Here is a 16,946-nt window from a genome sequence, read left to right on the forward strand (position 1 = left end):
CGTGGACCGACTGCCGATCCGTCACATCGCCGGGAACGTGGTGTGGACGACGCACGGCGCGTGTTGGGCGGTGTGGCGGGTGGAGGCCACCAACTACACGTACGCCCCGGCCTCGGCGAAGCGGGGGCGCCTGGCCGCGATCGAGGCGCTGCTGAAGAGCATGGTGGGCGAGCCGATGCTGCTGAGCCTGTGCCCGCAGGTGGACCCGGTCGCGGTGGTGCGCGCGATGGTGGAGGGCATCGACCTGGACGCGAGCCCGCGCTTCGAGCAGCTGGGCCACGCGGTGCTGGACCAGCTCGGGCAGATGGAGCTGACGGGCCGCACCGACTGGCTCGCCGTCCCGCTGCCCGCGGTCTCGCCGTCGGATGCCGCGGTGTCGGTATTCTCGGCGGCGCGGGCGGAGTTCGCGCTCCAGCTCGGGCTGGTGCCCGCTCCGGTCAGCGCGCGGGAGAGCGAACGGCGGCTGGAGCAGGCCCGGCGGATGCAGGCCCAGTGGCCGGCCGGGGTGGCGATGCGTGCGGCCAGTGAGACGGAGATCCTGTGGATCTACGGGCACAGCATCCGGCGCGGCCTGGTGGAGCCGCTGCTGCCGGACGGCAGCGAGCCCGGGCTGCGCGGGCGCGGGCGCGGGATCGCCGCGCTGGAGGACGTGGTGCTGGCCGAGGGCAGCGCCGCCGACGGCACGGTGGCGGCGAACCCGTTCGCCCGCCGCTTCCTGCGGGCGTCCAGCGAGTGGGGGGACTCCTACCAGGCCATGTTGGCGCTGGCTCAGATGCCGGAGGCGTTCACCCTGCCGGGGTCGGCCTACCTGCAGCAGATGGACGACGGCGTCGGCTTCCCGGTGGACTGGGCGGCGCGCCTGGTCGTGGTGCCCGGCCGCAAGGCCGAGGTGAAGGTCCGCAAGCGGGCCCGGCACCTTCGGGCCCAGGCCGCCGAGTACGCCGGAGATCCTGCCGGGCCACCTCCGCTGGTGGAGCGCAACAGCGCGGACAACGACGAGTACCACGAGCGCCTGACCTCCTCCCCACAGGAGGTCGAGATCCGGGCGATGGTCACACTGGCGGTGTGGGGGGCCAGCGCCCAGGAGGCGCAGGACCGCGCGGCCGCCCTGGCGAGCGATTTCAGTGGTGACGAGTACACCTTCACCCGGCCGGTGGGCGGGCAGCTCGACCTGTGGCGCTCGATGCTGCCGGGCTGCCGCACGCCGCGGATCGTGGCCGGCTACGCCCAGATCCTGCTCGCCAGGGATTTCGCGATGGCGATGCCCTGGTGCGGCTCCCGCCTCGGTGACGAGCGCGGCGGCCTGTTCGGGGTCCAGGTCGCCGCGGGCGGGGCCCGGCCGGTGCTGCTGGACTCCGCGCGGGGGCCGCGCGAGAACGCCTCCGCGTCGATGGCGTTCCTCGGTGAACTCGGCGCCGGCAAGTCGGTGGCCATGAAGGCCGCCACCTTCAACGTCCTCGCGCGCGGGCGCCTGGCCGGGCGGCCCGGCTCACGCGGCCGCGCGGTGATCGTAGACCGCACGCGGGACGAGGAGTGGGTGCGCTTCGCCCGCGCCTGCCCGGGCACGACCCAGGTCATCCGCATCGACCAGGGCGCGGAGGTGAGCCTGGATCCGCTGCGGCTGTTCGCCGGGGAGAGCCCGAGGACCGCCGCCCGGTTCTGCGAGTCCTTCCTGACGCTGCTGCTGGGGGTGCGGCCGATGGACCTGGAGGGCGTGGCGCTGTCGGAGGCGGTGCAGGCCGTGCTGGAGCGCCCGGAGCCGTCGATGCGCAAGCTGGCCGACGAGCTCGCATCCCGCGGGGCTGGCGACGAGGCGGCGCGCGCCCTGGCCCGCAAATTGGCCGCGGTCGCCCGCAAGGACCTCGCCGCCGTGGTCTTCGACGAGCACCTGCCGGTGGTCGACACCCGGGGCGCCGACAGCGTCGTCTTCGCGGTCAACGCCCTGCAGCTGCCGAAGAAGGCGGAGCTGGCCAGCGACCACCGCATCGAGCGCCTGGAGTTCGAGAAGGTCCTCGGCCGCGCGGTGATGTACCTGATCGCGGCCGTGGCACGCGGGACCGTGCTGGAGAGCCGGGACGAGTTCGGCGTCGTGGTCTTCGACGAATGCTGGTGGCTGACCAGCAGCGACGAAGGGCTGGAGCTGCTGCTGGAGATGCTGCGCGACGGCCGCAAACGCAACGCCGCCGCGTTCCTCGGCAGCCACGACGCGGACGACATCGGCCCCGCCGACAACGAGAAGGGCACCGTCGTGCGCGGCCTGATCCCGCACCGGCTGCTGTTCCGCCAGACCTCCCGGCACCTGGCCGCCCGCGCCCTGGCGTTCCTGGGCCTGGACGGCACAGACCCGGTGCTGCTGGACCTGGTCACCGGCGACCTGTCGCCGATCGACCTGCCCGAGGAGGAGAAGACCGCCCGCGCCGGGGAGTGCCTGTACCGGGACCTGGCCGGGCGTACCGGCCGGATGAAGGTGCTGATCCCGTTCGACGCCGACGTCGCGCAGGCGATCCACACCACCCCCGGGCAGGATCCCGTGTCCGGCAGGGCCGCCTGATGCGCGCGTGGCTTCGCCGGCTGCGGCTGCTGGGCACGGCCCGGATGCGTACGGCCCTGGCGGTGGCCGCGCTCGCGGCCACCGTCCTCACGCTGCTCACCTCCCTCCCCGCCCAGGCCGACCCCTCCCCCGCGCCGGCCCCGTCGCCGCCCGCCGCCGACCAGGTTCCCCTGCCGGACTCGATGCAGTGGCTCCAGGACGTCCTGCGCGAGCAGAGCGAGAAGGCCTCCCCGGCCGAGCAGGAGGCCCGCCTGGCGAAGGAGACCGAGGAGCTGCGCAAGCTGCTGCCCGACGAGGGCGGGCTGCTGGGGGTCTTCAACGTCACCGACCGCGTCGGCCTGCCGATCTCCGCCTACACCGTCCGCGGCGACACCGGCGGCCTGCTCGACTGGGACCTGGGCATCGAGAACCTGCTGACCGAGTTCTTCTTCACGATCACCAAGTGGATGATCGCGTTCTGCTGCTGGCTGATCGCCTGGGCGCTGTCCTTCGGCCTGGCGAAGCTGCTGCTGCAACCGGCCCTGTCGGTCGCCGGCTCCCTGCACGCGCGGGTCATCGTCGAGATGGGCCTGCCCTCGCTGTTCCTCGCGGTGTGCGCGCTGGTCTGCGCCGCACGGATCTTCTTCGGCAACCGGGCCCGGGGCTGGGGGGACGCGGCCGTGTCCGTCCTGCTGGCCGCGCTGACCACCACCCTGCTCGCCTCGCCCCCGCAGACCCTGCTGGGCGAGGACCACGGAGCCATCGCCGCCGCCCGCGGCATCTCCCTGGAGATCGCCGGCATCATCCTCCAGGCCGACCCGAACGCCCCGCGCGCCGACGGCGACGCCACCCGCTTCACCCTGTCCCGGCCGCTCACCGACGCCCTCGCCGACTCCTTCATCGTCAAACCGGCGATGCTGCTGCAGTACGGACACGTTTTCAACGGCACGTGCGCCGACGAGTACACGCACGCCCGCATCGAGCAGCTCACCTTCGAACGGGCCATCGCCCAGCACACCTCCGAGATCAAGAAGAAGGCCAACTCCTACCTCTCCCTCGTCTCCCCGCCCAGCGGAACCGCTCTGGGGGCCGGGGCGAGCGTCCTGTCCGCCCTCACCGACCAGTCCGTCGACTGGTCGATGCAGTGGGCGATCAACCACTACGGCTCCCCGCCGATGGAGAAATTCGAGAAGAAGTGCGTGCCCGGCGACGCCACCGCCGCCAAGCAGGCCAGCCTCGACAAGGTCGGCGGCGCCCTGCTCCTGATGGTCGCCGCCGCCATCGTCACCGTCCTCATCTGCGCGCTCGCCGGCAGCTTCCTCGTCGCGCAGTGCCGGATCGCCTGGGACGCCGTACGCGGCGAGCCCGCCCTGGTCATCGGCACCATCCCGGGCGCCGGGCGCGGCTTCCTGTGGGACTGGTGCGCCTCGGTGCTGCGCTCGCTCGCGCAGATGATCGCCAGCGTCATCGCCCTGGCCGTGTTCATCGTCGTCCTGCAAGCCGTCCTGGACCCCGCCCAGAGCGACTGGGGCAACGAACTGACCCTCAGGTTCCTGGCCGTCGACGTCGTGTGCCTGGCCGCGGTCCGCAAGCGCCGCGAGATCGCCGCCCGCTCCCAGCAGTTCGCCACCGCCTGGCGCCACAGGATGTCCTCGCCCGGCCTCGGCGCCTCCGGCCCCACCGGCGCCCACGCCGTGACGGCCCGCCAGGTCGCCCGCGCCACCGGCCGCACCGTGGTGCGCACCGCCCTGGTCGGCACCGCCCTCGCCCAGGGCAACCCGATGGCCGCCCTCGGCTACGTGATGCCGCAGTCCATCGGCGCCACCGCGCTGATGGCCCGCCTCGCCACCACCCGCCGACACCCCAAAGCCGCCGCCCGCCCGGCCGGACGCCCCCCGGCACACGGGCCCGCCGCCCGCAGGCCGGCCCGCTCCGCTGCCGGCGGCGGCACGCCCACACCTGCGGCCGCCGGCGCGCCCACCGCCACGGCGGCGCCCGGACCCGCACCCGCACCCGCACGACGGCGGCCCGCCCCGGTCAGGAACACCGCCCCGCCCCGTCCCACCACGGCACGCGCCGCCGCCCGGCACGCCGCACCGCCCGCCCCCGCGCCTGCCGCGTCCGCGCACCAGCAGCGGCTGCGCCAGCGTCTCAACCGGGCTACCCGGCCGACCCCGCCGCGGCGGCGCCGGTGAAACCCGGACCCGCACGGAGGCCCGCCAGGACGGCCCTGCTGACCATCGGCATCGTGCTGGTGCTGGGCCTGCTGCTGGTGGCGGCCGTCGCATCGCACGCCGCCGACGCCTTCGCCCACGAGAAGACCGCCAAGGCCACCGCCCGCAAGAACGCCACCGCCCAATGCCCAGGCGCCCCGGCGCAGACCGCGGACACCGCCCGCCTCGCCGAGCAGGTGAAGGCCGTCCTGGCCGGGAGCCCCGGCGCTGACACACCCGCCGGCCTGCCCCAGCCCGCCGAGCAGATCCCCCTCGCCCAGACGATCGTCGCCACCGGCGCCCGCATGTCCGTCCCGGCCCGTGGCCAGGTCATCGCCCTGGCCACCGCCCTGCAGGAGTCCGGCCTGCACAACCTGCCAGGCGGCGACCGCGACTCGGCCGGCCTCTTCCAGCAACGGCCCTCCCAGGGCTGGGGCACCCGGGACCAGATCCTCGACCCCGTCTACGCCAGCACGAAGTTCTACACCGCCCTCCAGCAGATCGACGGCTGGCAGCAGCTGCCGCTCACCGTCGCCGCGCAGCGCGTCCAGCAGTCCGCCTACCCCGACGCCTACGCCCGCCACGAACCCCTGGCCACCGCCCTCCAACAGGCCATCGCCCCCACCCTGGACACCCCCGCCGACCCCCTGCCCATTCAGGCCGGATACGCCCCGTGCCCCGGCACCGTCCCGGCCCCCGACTCCACCAGCATCCCTCCCGGACAGCTCCCGGCCGGCTATCAGATCCCCGCCGACGCACCCCCCGCAGTGCGCACCGCGATCACCTGGGCCCTGCAACAACTCGGCACCCCCTACCAGTGGGGCGGATCCTGCACCAACGCCCACGGCCCCGACCCCTCCGGACACTGCGACTGCTCCTCCCTCATCCAGCGCGCCTACGGAGTCGCCGGGATCCAACTCACCCGCACCACCTACACCCAGGTCACCGAAGGGACCGCCGTCCCCACCGACCCGGCAACGCTCCGCGCGGGAGACCTCGTCTTCAGCCGCGGCAGCGCGGAGCAGCCCGAACACGTGGCCATGGTGATCGGCCCCGGCCTCATCGTGCAGGCCCCACGCACCGGAGACGTCGTCAAAGTGTCAGAACTGGCCAAGCAGGGGCCGGTCCTCGCGGCCCGGCGCGTTGCGGCCTGAGGCTCGTAGGATGGCATCCCCTTGGAGGTGGTTCGTGTTCAACAGCGTACGTACCGTGATGACCTTCGCCGTGGACCCCGAGGCATCGGCCCGATTCTGGGGCGAGCTCCTGGACGTCCCCGTGAAGCTCGACGTCAGCGACACCGGAGCCGTCTACGCCTGGGTGGAGATCGGCGGGGTCGAGGTCGGCTTCCACCCCGCCGACGACGAGCGCAACCCCAGGGGCGGCAGCCCGGTCGTGTACTGGGGAGTGGACGACGTCGACCAGGTCCGCGAGCGGCTGCTGGCGGCCGGCTGCGAGCACCACCGCGGTCCGCTGACGATCGAGCCGGGACGGCGGATCGCCCAGCTGCGCGACCCGTTCGGCACCGTCGTCGGCATCGAGGGCCCGTAGCAGGACGCGCCGAACGCCCGGTGCCCCGCTGAACCTTGGTGGTCAGCGGGGCGCCGGGCGTTCGGCGTTCACCGGTCCAGGCCGTGCAGGCTCTCCAGCCCGGTGGCCGCCGCGTACGCACGCAAGGCGGACTTCAACGAGCGGGCCGTCCAGGTGGCGCCGTGGGCGGCAGTGGCGTCCAGGTACAGGCCCAGCACTTGGTCCGGGCTGGTCTCGTGCCCGGCCTGGCGCAGTACGGCGGGGAGGGTGACCAGGTCGATCAACCCGGTGACGTCGGGGCGCACGCTCTCCACGTCCAGCAGCACCACCTCACCGTCCGAGCGCCGACGCAGGTGCTCGGGCTTGAGATCGAGGTGGCCCAGCGGCACCAGGTGTGGCCCGTAGGCGTCCGCGTGCGCAGCCAGCACCTCGCCGTACGCGCCCGGGTCCGCCATCCAGGCCGGGGCCGGGGCGCCCCACAGGGCGGCGAGGGTGAAGCAGGTCAGCGCCTCGGCGGCCTCGGCGGGCAGTCGCAGCGAAGCGGTGTGGACGGCGGCGACGCGTTCGGCCAGCACCGCGGCCATCCGCGGTCCGCTCCAGTCGGCCGTCTCCGGCAGGTGCTCCAGCAGCAGCGACAGCGACTCCTCGCCCTCCGCGTACAGCCGGGCGACGGGGGCGGTGTCGGACAGCAGCGCGTACGCCAGCGTCTCTCCGGCGTAGGCGGCCGGATCGGCGTGGAGCTTGAGGACCAGCGAGCCCTGCGGCGGCGGCCGGTGCACCGCGAACACCGCAGCGGTGTACCGGGCGCTGAGTACGCTGACCCTGCCGGTCACGCCCGGGTGGTCGGCGGCGAGTGCCTGGCGGGCGCGTACGAGCAGATCGGCGGGGTCGGTGGGCATCGGGGTGGCCAGCCATCCGGCCGGGCGGATGCGGGCCAGGCCCGTCAGCGCCTCGGCGGCGGTGGCCGGAGCCGTCGTCACCGGGGGACCGCCGGGGCGGTGATGCCGGCGGCCATGGTGGCGTAGGACAGGGCGGCGAGGTCGGGGCGCTGGTGCTCGCCGTAGATGCCGAAGAAGGCGTAGACGAGGCTGTCCAGCGGGCGGCCGATGTGCCAGCACTCCATCGCGCCGCCGGCCACGTCCCACACCTGCAAGCGACCGGTGATCAGGGCCAAGTAGTCCTGGAAGAACATCTCGGCGCCGAACGGGTAGGCGGCCATCGCCTCCTCGCGGCCGGTCGCCTCGACCTGGACGAAGTCGGCGGCGGTGACGTCCCAGGCGAACTGCAAGAGCCCGCCGCCGGGGCCGTCCTTGAGGCGCAGCACGGCGCGGTGCGCTCCGAGCGGGCCGGAGAGGTACTCGTGGATGCTGCACGCCAGCATGCCGGTGCCGGTGGCCAGCAGTTCGCGGCCCAGCCTCGGCAGCTCCTGCTTCACGAGCGCGAGGGCCTGGTCCTGGTCGGCGGGTTCGTCGGCGAGCGGGGACAGCTGGACCGTGCCAGGGTCGGCGAGGAACGCGGCGTGCGCGACCAGGGCCTTGTACTCGTAGTCGTCGTCGATCAGCACCCACCCGACCCGGTCGGACGTCACCTTCTCCAGGGGCGAGGCCGGGACGGTCAGCCGTTCGCCCGGGCGCGGGCCGTGGACTTGGAAGAGGCGTTGTAGGTCGTTGGCGGCCACGGCCATCTTCGGGTGGTCGGAGTACAGGAACGGGCCGTGCGGGGAGGCCGGGGGCAGGAAGCCGTTGCCGCACAGCACCACGTCCTGGATGCCGTCGAGCGGGGTGAGGACGTCCAGCAGCAGCTGGTTGAGCACGCTCAGACCGGTCTTGTGTCGGGTGCCGTCCACGCCGGGCAGCAGGTTGACCGAGGAGGCGGGCATGCCGGGCGGCACGATCTGGGAGTTGTTGGAGACCACCGCGACCCGGGGCGCGGGCTGGGCGCCCTCGGCGACCTGTTGCAGGTACAGGTCGGAGGGGTCGGCGTCCACCGCGACGAACACCGCCGGCCCGTCCCCGACCCGCAAGCACGGCTGGACGACGCGGTCCTCCCAGAACAGGGTCCGGGCGCCAGCCGGGTAGAGGGTGACGCGCAGGTCGCCCAGCTCGATCGGGGCAGTGTGGTCGACCCGGTGCACGGTGAACCCGAGCCGGACGATCGCCTCTTCGACCGGAGCGGGCAGCAGCGGCCCGGTGTAGACGGGCACCTGGCGGTCCAGCAGGTCGAGCGAGGGCAGGTGGAAGTGGTCGAGGTGCTCGTGGGTGAGCACGACGGCGTCCGGGCGCGGCATCAGACCGGCGTCGACGGCGCGCGGCGGCCACACCCGGCACTCGGCCCGGCCGGGCAAGCCGAACGCGGGCTTGAGCACGGGGTCGATCAGGACGCGGTGGCCGCCGCCCTGGACCAGCCAGGTCTGGTGGCCCAGGAACGTCAGCTCCAGGCGGGTGTCCACGGGATGCCTCCTTGATGTGCAGGACCGGGGTTGTGGGGAGCCCGGGAGGGCGGGACGGCCCCAGCCGCCCCGCCCTCCCGGAGTACCTCAGTGGTGGTAGGTGTGCGGGGCGGCGGCCAGCGCGCCGGTGCCGACGAACCGGCTGACCTTGGCCTGGAGCGCGGCGACCTTCTTCGGGTCGAGCGTGACCGGGGCCTTCGCCGGGGTGGTGGTCTTCGTCATGGCGCAGTCCTCCTTCGTGAGGGGCTGTCAGGGACTCGGCCGGAGGTCCGGTCCGGTGCTCACAGTTCACCGCCGCACGCCGCCGGGGTCGAGGCCGGATCACCGGACGCTTCACCGGACACCGTGACGGGTAGGTACCGCTGCCTCGCTCACGGTCGCCATGATGGCTACCGTGGTGGTCCTGGAATTCCGGGGGTGCCCATGCCCGAACACGTCGCCAACTGGCGCCTCGTCGCGGCCCGCGTCGAGCACGGCTGGCACACCCAGGAGGACTTCGCCGACGCCTACGACGAGACGGCCCGTGAGATCGGTGAGCGGGCCAGGATCTCCGTACGGCAGGTGAGGCGGTGGGAGTCAGGCGAGGCGACCTGGCCCAACCGCGACGCGAGGCGCGTCCTGGACGCGATGTTCGGCTGCCCGCTCGAAGACCTCGGCTTCAGCCGAACCGCCCGGCCCACCGGACGGCGCCCCGGCGGGAGCGGACGACAGATGGAGGAGCGCGACGTGCGCCGACGGACGTTCCTGGGCCTGGCGGGCACGGTGCCGATGCTCGATCTCCGGGCCCTGGACCACCTCACCGCCGCCGCCCACGGCGCCCGCCACCACGGCGACGGCGAACTCCTCGACCACCTGCGGACCACGCTGGACGACGCCGCCCGCGCGGACGGGCTGGCCGGCCCGCACGAGGCGCTGCCCACCGTCCTGGGCATCCTGTCCGCGATCAACTCCACCGCCCGCACCGCCGGTGAGGACCTGCGGCGCGAGCTGCTGGCCCTCGGCGCCCGGGGCGCCGAACTGGCCGCCTGGCTCCACCGCGACGCCGGCGCCCCCGCCCCGGCCGTCGCGTACTGGCACCGCCAGGCCAAGGAGTGGGCGACGCTGACCGGCGACGGCGCGATGCACGCCTACGTCCTGCTCCGCCAGGCCCAGGCCACCGACCGCACCGACGCGGCCCAGATGCTCGACCTCGCCCGCGCCGCCACCACCGGGCCCTGGACCTTGCCCCCGCGGCCCCGCGCCGAAGCGCTCCAACAGCAGGCCCGGGCGCTCGCCCTCACCGGCGCCGACGCCGAGCAGGTGACCCGTGTCCTCGACAGCGCGCACGCCGCCCTCGACCAGGCCGCCCCGGCGAACGGTCCCGCCACGTGCACCGGTCCGCTCGGCGACGGCTACACCCGCGAGCGGCTGATGGTGCAGAGCGCGATCTGCTACCGCGAGGCCGGCCAGAGCGAACGGGCCGTCAGCCTCTTCCGCGAGCACCTCACCACCCGGGTGTTCGCGCCCCGCGACCGCGCGTTCTTCACCGCCCAGTACTCCGGCGCCCTCGTCGCCGTCGGTGAGCCGGACGAGGCCGCCACCGCCGCGCGAGAAGCCCTCGCCCTGGCCGCGGGCGCCCGCTTCGGGCAGGCCCTCGCCGAACTCCACCGCACCGCCGCCGACCTCGCCCCGTACGCCCGGCGCCCGGCCGTACGCGAGTTCCGCCGACGCCTCGACGAGCTGGCCGCCGTCTAACCGGCGAGGAACTCGCTCACGCGCTCGATCACCTCGCGCTGCCACACCTGGGACTGCGGGTGCAGGTACTGCGGGTCGTCATGGACGGCGAAACCGTGCTGGGCGCCGTCCAGCTCCACCAGCTCCACCGGCCCGCCGAACATCGGCCGGTGCCGGCGGGAGGACTCGACGGGCACGAAGGTGTCCGCCGTGCCGTGCACCATCAGCACCGGCGCCCGCACCCCGGCCAGAATGCTCGGGGTGTCCAGGTAGAAGACCTCGTTCAGCAGGGCCCGGTTCAGCGCGAACGGTGACTTCTCGGTGAAGCCCTGCTCCTCCAGCCGCACCGCCATGTCTCCGGACAGGTAGTCGTCCGACCAGCCCGGCCGGGAGGTGACGTACCGCTCCTTGTAGTCCAAGCGCGGGTTGAGCAGTACCAGCTTGTCGACGTCGTCCGGCCGGTGGGCCGCGTGCAGCGTAGCCGCGCCGCCGGAGAACGAGGCGGCGATCACGTGCACCGGCCCCTGCCAGTTGGTCCGCGCGCGCAGGTGGTCGCCGGCCGCGCGGATGTCGTTGGTCACCGAGGCGATCGTCAGCTCCGATTCCCGGCCGCCGCTGGCTCCGTGTGCCCGCAGGTCGAACCGCAGGCTCGTCACCCCCGAAGCGGCCAGACCGGCGGCCAGGCGCGTGAAGAAGCCGCCCTCCTCCCGGATCACCCCCGACCCGTGCACAAGCACTGCCACCCCCGCCAGGGTCTCCGCTGAGCAGACCGTGCCGAACAGCGAGGTGCCATCCAGAGAGTGAAACGCCGTCTCGTGATCGACCATAAGCAGATGGTAGCCACCCGGCTGCATATCCAGAACAGGCTCAAATCTTGTAACAAATCGGCAAAGTCTCGATGACGGTGTCTGAATCGCACGGCTGGGACGACTTGGTCAGGGCGTGAAGTCCGCTGCCGACCAGGAGGTTGCCGTGCACCGCCGTCCCGTTCACCGCATGTCTGGCTTGGTGGCGTCGTGACCGTCGCCGATGCCCTCGAATGGGGAGCCCAGGCCTGCCCGTACCTGACGGCCGCAGCGGCCGTCGGCGGCGGAGCGTGGGGCTGGACGGCCCGGCGCCGCGTGCGGCGTGGCCGTGCGGCGCTGGCCCGGCGGGCGGTGGTCGAGGTCGTCCCCACCAGCACGTTCGACCCGAGCGAGGGGGAGGTCGCCCGCTTCGGGCGCCATCTGGCCCGTGTCCACTACGCCGCCGGCGGTGTGCCCGCCCGCGGGTCGGCCGTGCGGGTGCGCTACAGCGCCGAGGCCGGGCGGATGCACTGCTACCTGGAAGGCCCTGCCGAGGCGGCGGCCGTGCTGGCGATGCCCGGCTTCGCCGGGGTCGAGGTCCGCGCCGCCGGGGGCCGCAGCGCGATCGCCCCCATCCGCTTCGCCGCGCCCGGGGACACGCGGTGAGCACGCCCGCGGTCAGCCTCGCCAAGCCCGCCGCTCCCCCGGCCCCTTCCCCCGGACCGGACAGGCACCTGTATGTGCAGCGGGCCGAACTGGTCCTAGCCTTCGCCGACCAGCGCCCGCTGGCGGCGCTTGGCCTGGCCCCGGACCCGCTGCAGCAGGTCGCCGCCGCGATGGCCTCGGTGCGCACCGAGACGGGCGAGCAGGCCGACGTGGTGATCGACCTGGTGCCGGTCTCCGAGCGGGCCCTGGCCAGGCGGCGGCGCCGGCTCGTGGCGCGGTCGAGGCGGCAGGGGCCGTCGGCGTACGGGGAGCGGCTGGCCGGCGGGGTGTGGGGGGCGGGGCTGGCGGAGTCGTTCTCGGCGGCCTGGTCCGGCGGCGGCTCGGGCCGCGGCGGCGGCGGGCAGCGGTTGCCGCGGATGACGGACGTGCGCGAGGGGGTGGGCAAGTTCACCCCCGGTACCGGGGTGTTCGCCCTGCAGTTGCTGCTGCGTACCCGGGCGGCGCATCCGCAGGCGGCGCTCGCGCGGATGCACCAGCTGCTCGCCGCGTTCGCGGTGACCGGCGGCGAGAACTACCTGAAAACGCGGGTGCCGCGCACCCGGCGGGCGCGGGCGGCGTTCGACCGGCGCTTCGCCAGCGGGGAGTTCGCGCCTGCCCGGCGCCAGTGGGTGACGGTGCCGGAGCTGGCCGGGTTCCTCAAGCCGCCGAGCACGCGCTGCCACGCGCCCGGCGTCGTGCGCTCCGGCGGGCTGGTGCCTCCGGCGCCGGCGGACCTGCCCGTCTACACCGGGCAGCGCGACCTGGTGCCACTGGGCGCGGTGGTCTACCCGGACGGGGTGGAGCGCATCGGCGCGGCCCGGGTGAAGGACCTGCTGTTCGCGCTGGTGCTCGGCAAGAGCGGGCACGGCAAGACGGAGTCGGCGCTGGTGCAGTGCATCGCGCTCGCCCACGCCGGGTTCGGCACGTGGTTCCTGGACCCGCACGGTGAGGCGTGGGTGCGGGCCAAGCCCTACCTGGCGCACCCCCACATCGCGCCGCGGGTGTGGGAGATCAACCTGGCGCGGGCCGAGCCGGACCAGAGGGTGGTGTCGTGGAACCCGCTGTCGATGGAGGGCCGTTCCCTCGGCGACGTCCAGGAGGTCGTGCGCTCGGTCGTGGAGGGCATCGCCGCCGCCCAGGACTGGGGCGACCACGCGCCGCGGGCCCGCACGATCCTGGCGCGCGCCGCCCAGTCCCTGGCCCTGCTCAACCTGCAGGCCGTCGAGGCGGGGAATCCGGACGCCCAGTGCACGCTCTTCCAGCTGCGGACCTGGCTGACCGACGAGGACTGGCGCGCCCTGCTACTGCTGAAACTCCCCTCCCGGGTGCGGGCCTACTGGGAGAAGACGTTCCCGTCCCTGGCCAAGGACGCGGTACCGACCGTCACCTACGCCATCGACCGCCTCGACACCTCCCGCTCACTGCAGGCGTTCTTCGGCTCGCCCCGCTCCGCCTACGACGTGCGCCGGGCCATGGACGAAAGCAAGATCGTGTTCGTCTGCCCGTCCGGCTCCGAGTCCGACGCCCTCGTCTCGTGCCTGCTCATCCACGACCTGCACCGCGCCGGCCTCTCCCGCCAGGACACCCCGCGCGAAAAGCGCGCCACCGCCTGGGCCTGGGGCGACGAGCTCACCGCCCTGGACGCCTCCAGCAAGGGATTCCTGGCCGCCATCGCCGAGCAGCTGCGCAAGTACGAGGTCCGTTTCACCGGCATGACGCAGATGGCGCTGCGCCTGTCCGCGACCACCCGCCAGGCGCTGCTGCAGAACCAGTCCCTGCTGGCCACCTGCGCCGCCGACTTCGACGAGGCCGCGTTCGTCGCCCGCCGCTGGAACGGCCACGTCACCCCCGAGACCATCACCGACCTGCCGAAATACCACTACGTCATGTCCCTGAACCTGAACGGACAACGCACCACCCCCTTCCGGGTGCGCGGCCTGCCCGTCGAGGAGATCTACGCCCACTACGACAACCCCGGCGGCATCCCCGACCTCGACGAGGCGATCGACGTCAACCTGAACCGGCGCACCGTCGGCGACATCCTCACCGCCCTCGAAGACCTCGACGGCGCCGTCCTCTCCCACCACCTCGGCCTGCCGTCCGCCACCGCCGACGGCACCGACCCCACCACCGCCCTCGACTGAACCGGAGCACCACACATGCCCTACCCCGTCCCCGCGCCCCAGGGCGTCGGAGCGCTCGGCCAGCGCGTCATGACCGTCCTCTACCAGCACCGCCTGGTCTCCACCGACCAGCTCCACCGCCTCCTGACCCCGCACAACACATCGGCCGTGTACCTACGCCGACAGCTGCACCGCCTGCGCGCACAGGGCCTCACCGACGCGGTCGGACGCCGCGCCAACGGGCAGACCAGCCTCCTGTGGTGGCTCACCCCCAAGGGCGCCGAAGCCGTGGAAGCCGCTGGCCTGCTCCCCGAACGCCCCTACCGCATGAGCCCGGAGGCCGCCGCCGGCCCCCTCCAGGAGCACACCCTGGCCACCGTCGAGACCGGCATCGCCTTCGTCCACTGGGCGCGCACGCTCGGCCACGACTGCGGCCCCCTGGACTGGTCCCCGGAGACCGCCCACTACTACCGCGACGACACCCGCCCCGGCGAAGACCTCTCACTCATCCCCGACGCCGTCCTCAACTACGTCCACACCGACCAGCACGCCCGCACCCGCACCCTGCTGACCTTCTTCGTCGAGGTCGACCGCGCCACCATGACCGTCGCGCGCCTCGCCCACAAACTCCACGCCTACGCCAGCTACCACAAGTACATCCCGGCGGCCGGCGGCCGAGGCGGCGCCCGCACCGCCAAGCCCGGCACCGCACCGGCCTGGCGTGCCCGCTACCCCGCCTTCCCCCGCCTGCTGCTCGTCTTCACCGGCGCCCCCGAGCCACGCCTTCAACGACGCATCGCCGACCTGCGCAGCCTCGCCGCCAGCGACCCGCTCACCGCCTCCGGAGCGCTGCGCGCCGGCGCCACCACCCTCGACCAGCTGCGCCACGAGGGCCCGTTCGCCCCGGTGTTCACCCCGCTCCTCGGGCCGGCCTCACCGGTCGACGCGTGGCTACGCCCCAGTGCGGCCGCCGCCGCGGCCGCATGACGACGGAGCACCCCGTCACTCGGCGCCGCCCACCCTGCTCACCGGACGGTCTGCTGCCTCGTCCCGCGGCGGCCGGGCGGCGCACTCCCGAACTGCGCCCGCTTTATTCCGTTTTGAACGCGGTGAGTAGGCGAATCCTCACGCAGTGGTGGGAAATTGGCCGAATTTCTCGTAGTGTGGCCGCTGCGACGCACGCGCACGATGGGGATTGATCATGGCGTGCGGGCCGCGACCGCTCGCTCCGCTGAAGCTGTCGCACCAGTTCAGGCATGTGACCGCGGGGGGCTGCGGCCAGTTACACCGGGCATGGAAGACGCGCCGCTCGCGCGCACCTGCGGCCAGGACAACTTGGGGGATGACGTGCTCGTGACGAACCGTTCGATCGGCCGGACGTTTTCAGCCGCCACCGCAGCCCTGTGCACGGCCGGCCTGCTGACCGCCTGCAGCTCCGGCTCGGACAGCGCGGCCCCGCCGCCCACCACGAGCTCCGCCCCCGCGACAACCACCCCGGCTCCCTCGCCCACGGCGGACCCGACCGCCGACGCCAAGGCCGCCGTTCTGGTGGCCTACCGAGGCATGTGGGACGTGACGGTCAAGGCGTACAACCAAGGGTCGCTCGACGGCGTCGACAACCTGGAGACCTACACCCGCGATAAGGCTCTCGCGAACATCAAGGTCGCGGTGGCTTACTACCAGAAGAACAACCTGGTGGTGAAGGGGAAACCACTGCTGGCACCGCAGGTCCAGGCCGTCGATCTGGCCTCGGCACCTCCCCGGGTGACGATTCGCGACTGCGTCGACACCTCGAACTTCCTTCCGGTCAACAAGACCACCGGCCAGGCGAGCGAGACGGACGGCGTCCACCGACACGTCTTCACCTCCGTCGCCCAGCGACTCGACGGCAAGTGGCTGATCGGTGAGTCGGCGATCGACCGGGAGCAAACATGCTGAGATCTGCCCGAACCGCCGTCACCACAGTGGTTCTCTCCGCAGCCGCCGCCCTGGTGCCCGCCTCCGTCTCCTGGGCCGATGGCGGCGTGGACTGCCCGCCCGGGGTCTTCGACTGTGACCTGCACGCCGGAGGCGGTGGAAGCGGTGGGGGCGGAAAGCCCGGCGGCGGGGGCGGCGACGGCGGTGGAGGAAGCACCGCGGGCGGCGCCAGGTGCGTGATCGACGGTGCCGAGGTGGCATGCATCGTCGACAAGTTGGGCTGGTTCAATCCGAACGACAGCTGCTATTGGAAGGCCTACGATCCCCAGCCGCCTGCGGACAGCGACAGCTGGAAGTTCGCCACCGGCCTGCCGGCCGACTGGAAGCCCGGGCAGGGAGCGCTGTACAACCGCACGTGCCTGGCGAAGGGCGCTGAGCTGATGAGCGGCGCCATTTACAGCGCCACGCCTCCTCCGGGGATGGGCGGCATGGTCGATCCGGCCCAGCTCGCCCAGCAGGCGGTGGACAGCATGAAGCTGACCGGCGCGGAGATCGGTGTCGCCCCGAAGCCGGGATCGACGTCGCTGGTGGGCCTGCCGGTGTGGCTGTGGACGGCCGTCAAGGACACCACCTGGGGCCCGAAGTCGGCCTCGGTGTCGGCCGGCGGCGTCACGGTGACCGCGACCGCGCACGTGGACCGGATCGTCTGGACCACTGGCGACGGCGCGAGTGAGACGTGCCGCACCCCCGGCAAGGCGTACCTGCCCGAGTACGGCGCCCAGCAGCCGGAGTGCGGCCACACCTACAGCAAGGCCGGCCAGTACGCGATCAACGCGACGAGCAAGTGGGTCGTGGACTGGACGGCGAGCACCGGCCAGAGCGGCCGCATCACCACGGACCGCCAGGCGGCGACCGCGGTGGCGATCGCCGAGGCCCAGGCCCTGAACCAGTGAGCGCGGCCGCCAAGGACGCCTGCTCCCCTAC

Annotated in this window: 14 protein-coding genes; 10 read left to right on the forward strand and 4 right to left on the reverse strand. The window is 73.3% G+C overall.

Translation table 11 applies throughout. The features are described from left to right. The first annotated feature begins 1 nt into the window (after position 1). The 4 genes from ACZ47G_RS37170 to ACZ47G_RS37185 are packed head-to-tail and all read left to right on the forward strand — an operon-like array spanning position 2 to position 6,291. Entirely contained in the window at positions 2-2,551 is a 2,550-nt protein-coding gene (locus ACZ47G_RS37170; protein WP_465750527.1) for an ATP-binding protein, read from the forward strand. After that, a complete protein-coding gene (locus ACZ47G_RS37175) occupies positions 2,551-4,725 on the forward strand; it encodes a hypothetical protein (protein ID WP_465750529.1) in 2,175 nt (724 codons plus the stop codon). Before ACZ47G_RS37170 ends, ACZ47G_RS37175 begins: the two co-directional genes overlap by 1 nt. Beyond that, a complete protein-coding gene (locus ACZ47G_RS37180) occupies positions 4,722-5,897 on the forward strand; it encodes a C40 family peptidase (RefSeq protein WP_465750531.1) in 1,176 nt (391 codons plus the stop codon). Before ACZ47G_RS37175 ends, ACZ47G_RS37180 begins: the two co-directional genes overlap by 4 nt. A gap of 34 nt (positions 5,898-5,931) precedes the next feature. Continuing rightward, positions 5,932-6,291: a VOC family protein gene (locus tag ACZ47G_RS37185; protein WP_465750533.1), complete on the forward strand. Its 360-nt coding sequence runs from the start codon at positions 5,932-5,934 to the stop codon at positions 6,289-6,291. Between the two features lie 68 nt (positions 6,292-6,359). On the opposite strand, the gene ACZ47G_RS37190 is transcribed toward ACZ47G_RS37185, so the two are convergent. The 3 genes from ACZ47G_RS37190 to ACZ47G_RS37200 form a co-directional block, all read right to left on the reverse strand. Then, positions 6,360-7,250: a hypothetical protein gene (locus ACZ47G_RS37190; protein ID WP_465750535.1), complete on the reverse strand. Its 891-nt coding sequence runs from the start codon at positions 7,248-7,250 to the stop codon at positions 6,360-6,362. Then, positions 7,247-8,719 (reverse strand): MBL fold metallo-hydrolase, encoded by a 1,473-nt coding sequence (locus tag ACZ47G_RS37195; RefSeq protein ID WP_465750537.1) that lies wholly within the window; start codon positions 8,717-8,719, stop codon positions 7,247-7,249. Before ACZ47G_RS37195 ends, ACZ47G_RS37190 begins: the two co-directional genes overlap by 4 nt. Before the next feature lie 87 nt (positions 8,720-8,806). Then, complete coding sequence (locus ACZ47G_RS37200) at positions 8,807-8,941, reverse strand: hypothetical protein (protein WP_465750540.1); 135 nt, start codon at positions 8,939-8,941, stop codon at positions 8,807-8,809. A 201-nt stretch (positions 8,942-9,142) separates the two neighbouring features. Here ACZ47G_RS37200 and ACZ47G_RS37205 point away from each other — a divergent pair, with 201 nt between their 5' ends. Continuing rightward, positions 9,143-10,453, forward strand: a complete 1,311-nt coding sequence (locus ACZ47G_RS37205) for a helix-turn-helix domain-containing protein (RefSeq protein WP_465750542.1) — start codon at positions 9,143-9,145, stop codon at positions 10,451-10,453. On the opposite strand, the gene ACZ47G_RS37210 is transcribed toward ACZ47G_RS37205, so the two are convergent. Then, positions 10,450-11,175: an alpha/beta hydrolase gene (locus ACZ47G_RS37210; protein WP_465750544.1), complete on the reverse strand. Its 726-nt coding sequence runs from the start codon at positions 11,173-11,175 to the stop codon at positions 10,450-10,452. The genes ACZ47G_RS37205 and ACZ47G_RS37210 overlap by 4 nt on opposite strands. A 273-nt stretch (positions 11,176-11,448) precedes the next feature. On the opposite strand from ACZ47G_RS37210, the gene ACZ47G_RS37215 reads away from it, so the two are divergent. From ACZ47G_RS37215 to ACZ47G_RS37235, 5 genes are all read left to right on the forward strand, one after another. Beyond that, positions 11,449-11,883: a hypothetical protein gene (locus ACZ47G_RS37215; protein WP_465750546.1), complete on the forward strand. Its 435-nt coding sequence runs from the start codon at positions 11,449-11,451 to the stop codon at positions 11,881-11,883. Further along, positions 11,880-14,066: a type IV secretory system conjugative DNA transfer family protein gene (locus ACZ47G_RS37220; protein ID WP_465750548.1), complete on the forward strand. Its 2,187-nt coding sequence runs from the start codon at positions 11,880-11,882 to the stop codon at positions 14,064-14,066. The genes ACZ47G_RS37215 and ACZ47G_RS37220 overlap by 4 nt, the downstream gene beginning before the upstream one ends. A 15-nt stretch (positions 14,067-14,081) precedes the next feature. Continuing rightward, on the forward strand, positions 14,082-15,032 hold the full coding sequence (locus ACZ47G_RS37225) for a replication-relaxation family protein (RefSeq protein ID WP_465750550.1): 951 nt from the start codon (positions 14,082-14,084) through the stop codon (positions 15,030-15,032). Between the two features lie 306 nt (positions 15,033-15,338). Beyond that, positions 15,339-15,983, forward strand: a complete 645-nt coding sequence (locus tag ACZ47G_RS37230) for a hypothetical protein (protein WP_465750552.1) — start codon at positions 15,339-15,341, stop codon at positions 15,981-15,983. A gap of 233 nt (positions 15,984-16,216) precedes the next feature. Continuing rightward, a complete protein-coding gene (locus tag ACZ47G_RS37235) occupies positions 16,217-16,915 on the forward strand; it encodes an ATP/GTP-binding protein (protein WP_465750554.1) in 699 nt (232 codons plus the stop codon). Positions 16,916-16,946: the final 31 nt, after the last annotated feature.

The organism is Kitasatospora sp. NPDC030952 (assembly GCF_055571335.1).

Coding starts and splice junctions, on each gene's coding strand:
- ACZ47G_RS37175 (WP_465750529.1), top strand. CDS start 2,551: ATGCGCGCGTGGCTTCGCCGGCTGCGGCTGCTGGGCACGGCCCGGATG.
- ACZ47G_RS37200 (WP_465750540.1), bottom strand. CDS start 8,941: ATGACGAAGACCACCACCCCGGCGAAGGCCCCGGTCACGCTCGACCCG.
- ACZ47G_RS37225 (WP_465750550.1), top strand. CDS start 14,082: ATGCCCTACCCCGTCCCCGCGCCCCAGGGCGTCGGAGCGCTCGGCCAG.
- ACZ47G_RS37230 (WP_465750552.1), top strand. CDS start 15,339: ATGGAAGACGCGCCGCTCGCGCGCACCTGCGGCCAGGACAACTTGGGG.
- ACZ47G_RS37205 (WP_465750542.1), top strand. CDS start 9,143: ATGCCCGAACACGTCGCCAACTGGCGCCTCGTCGCGGCCCGCGTCGAG.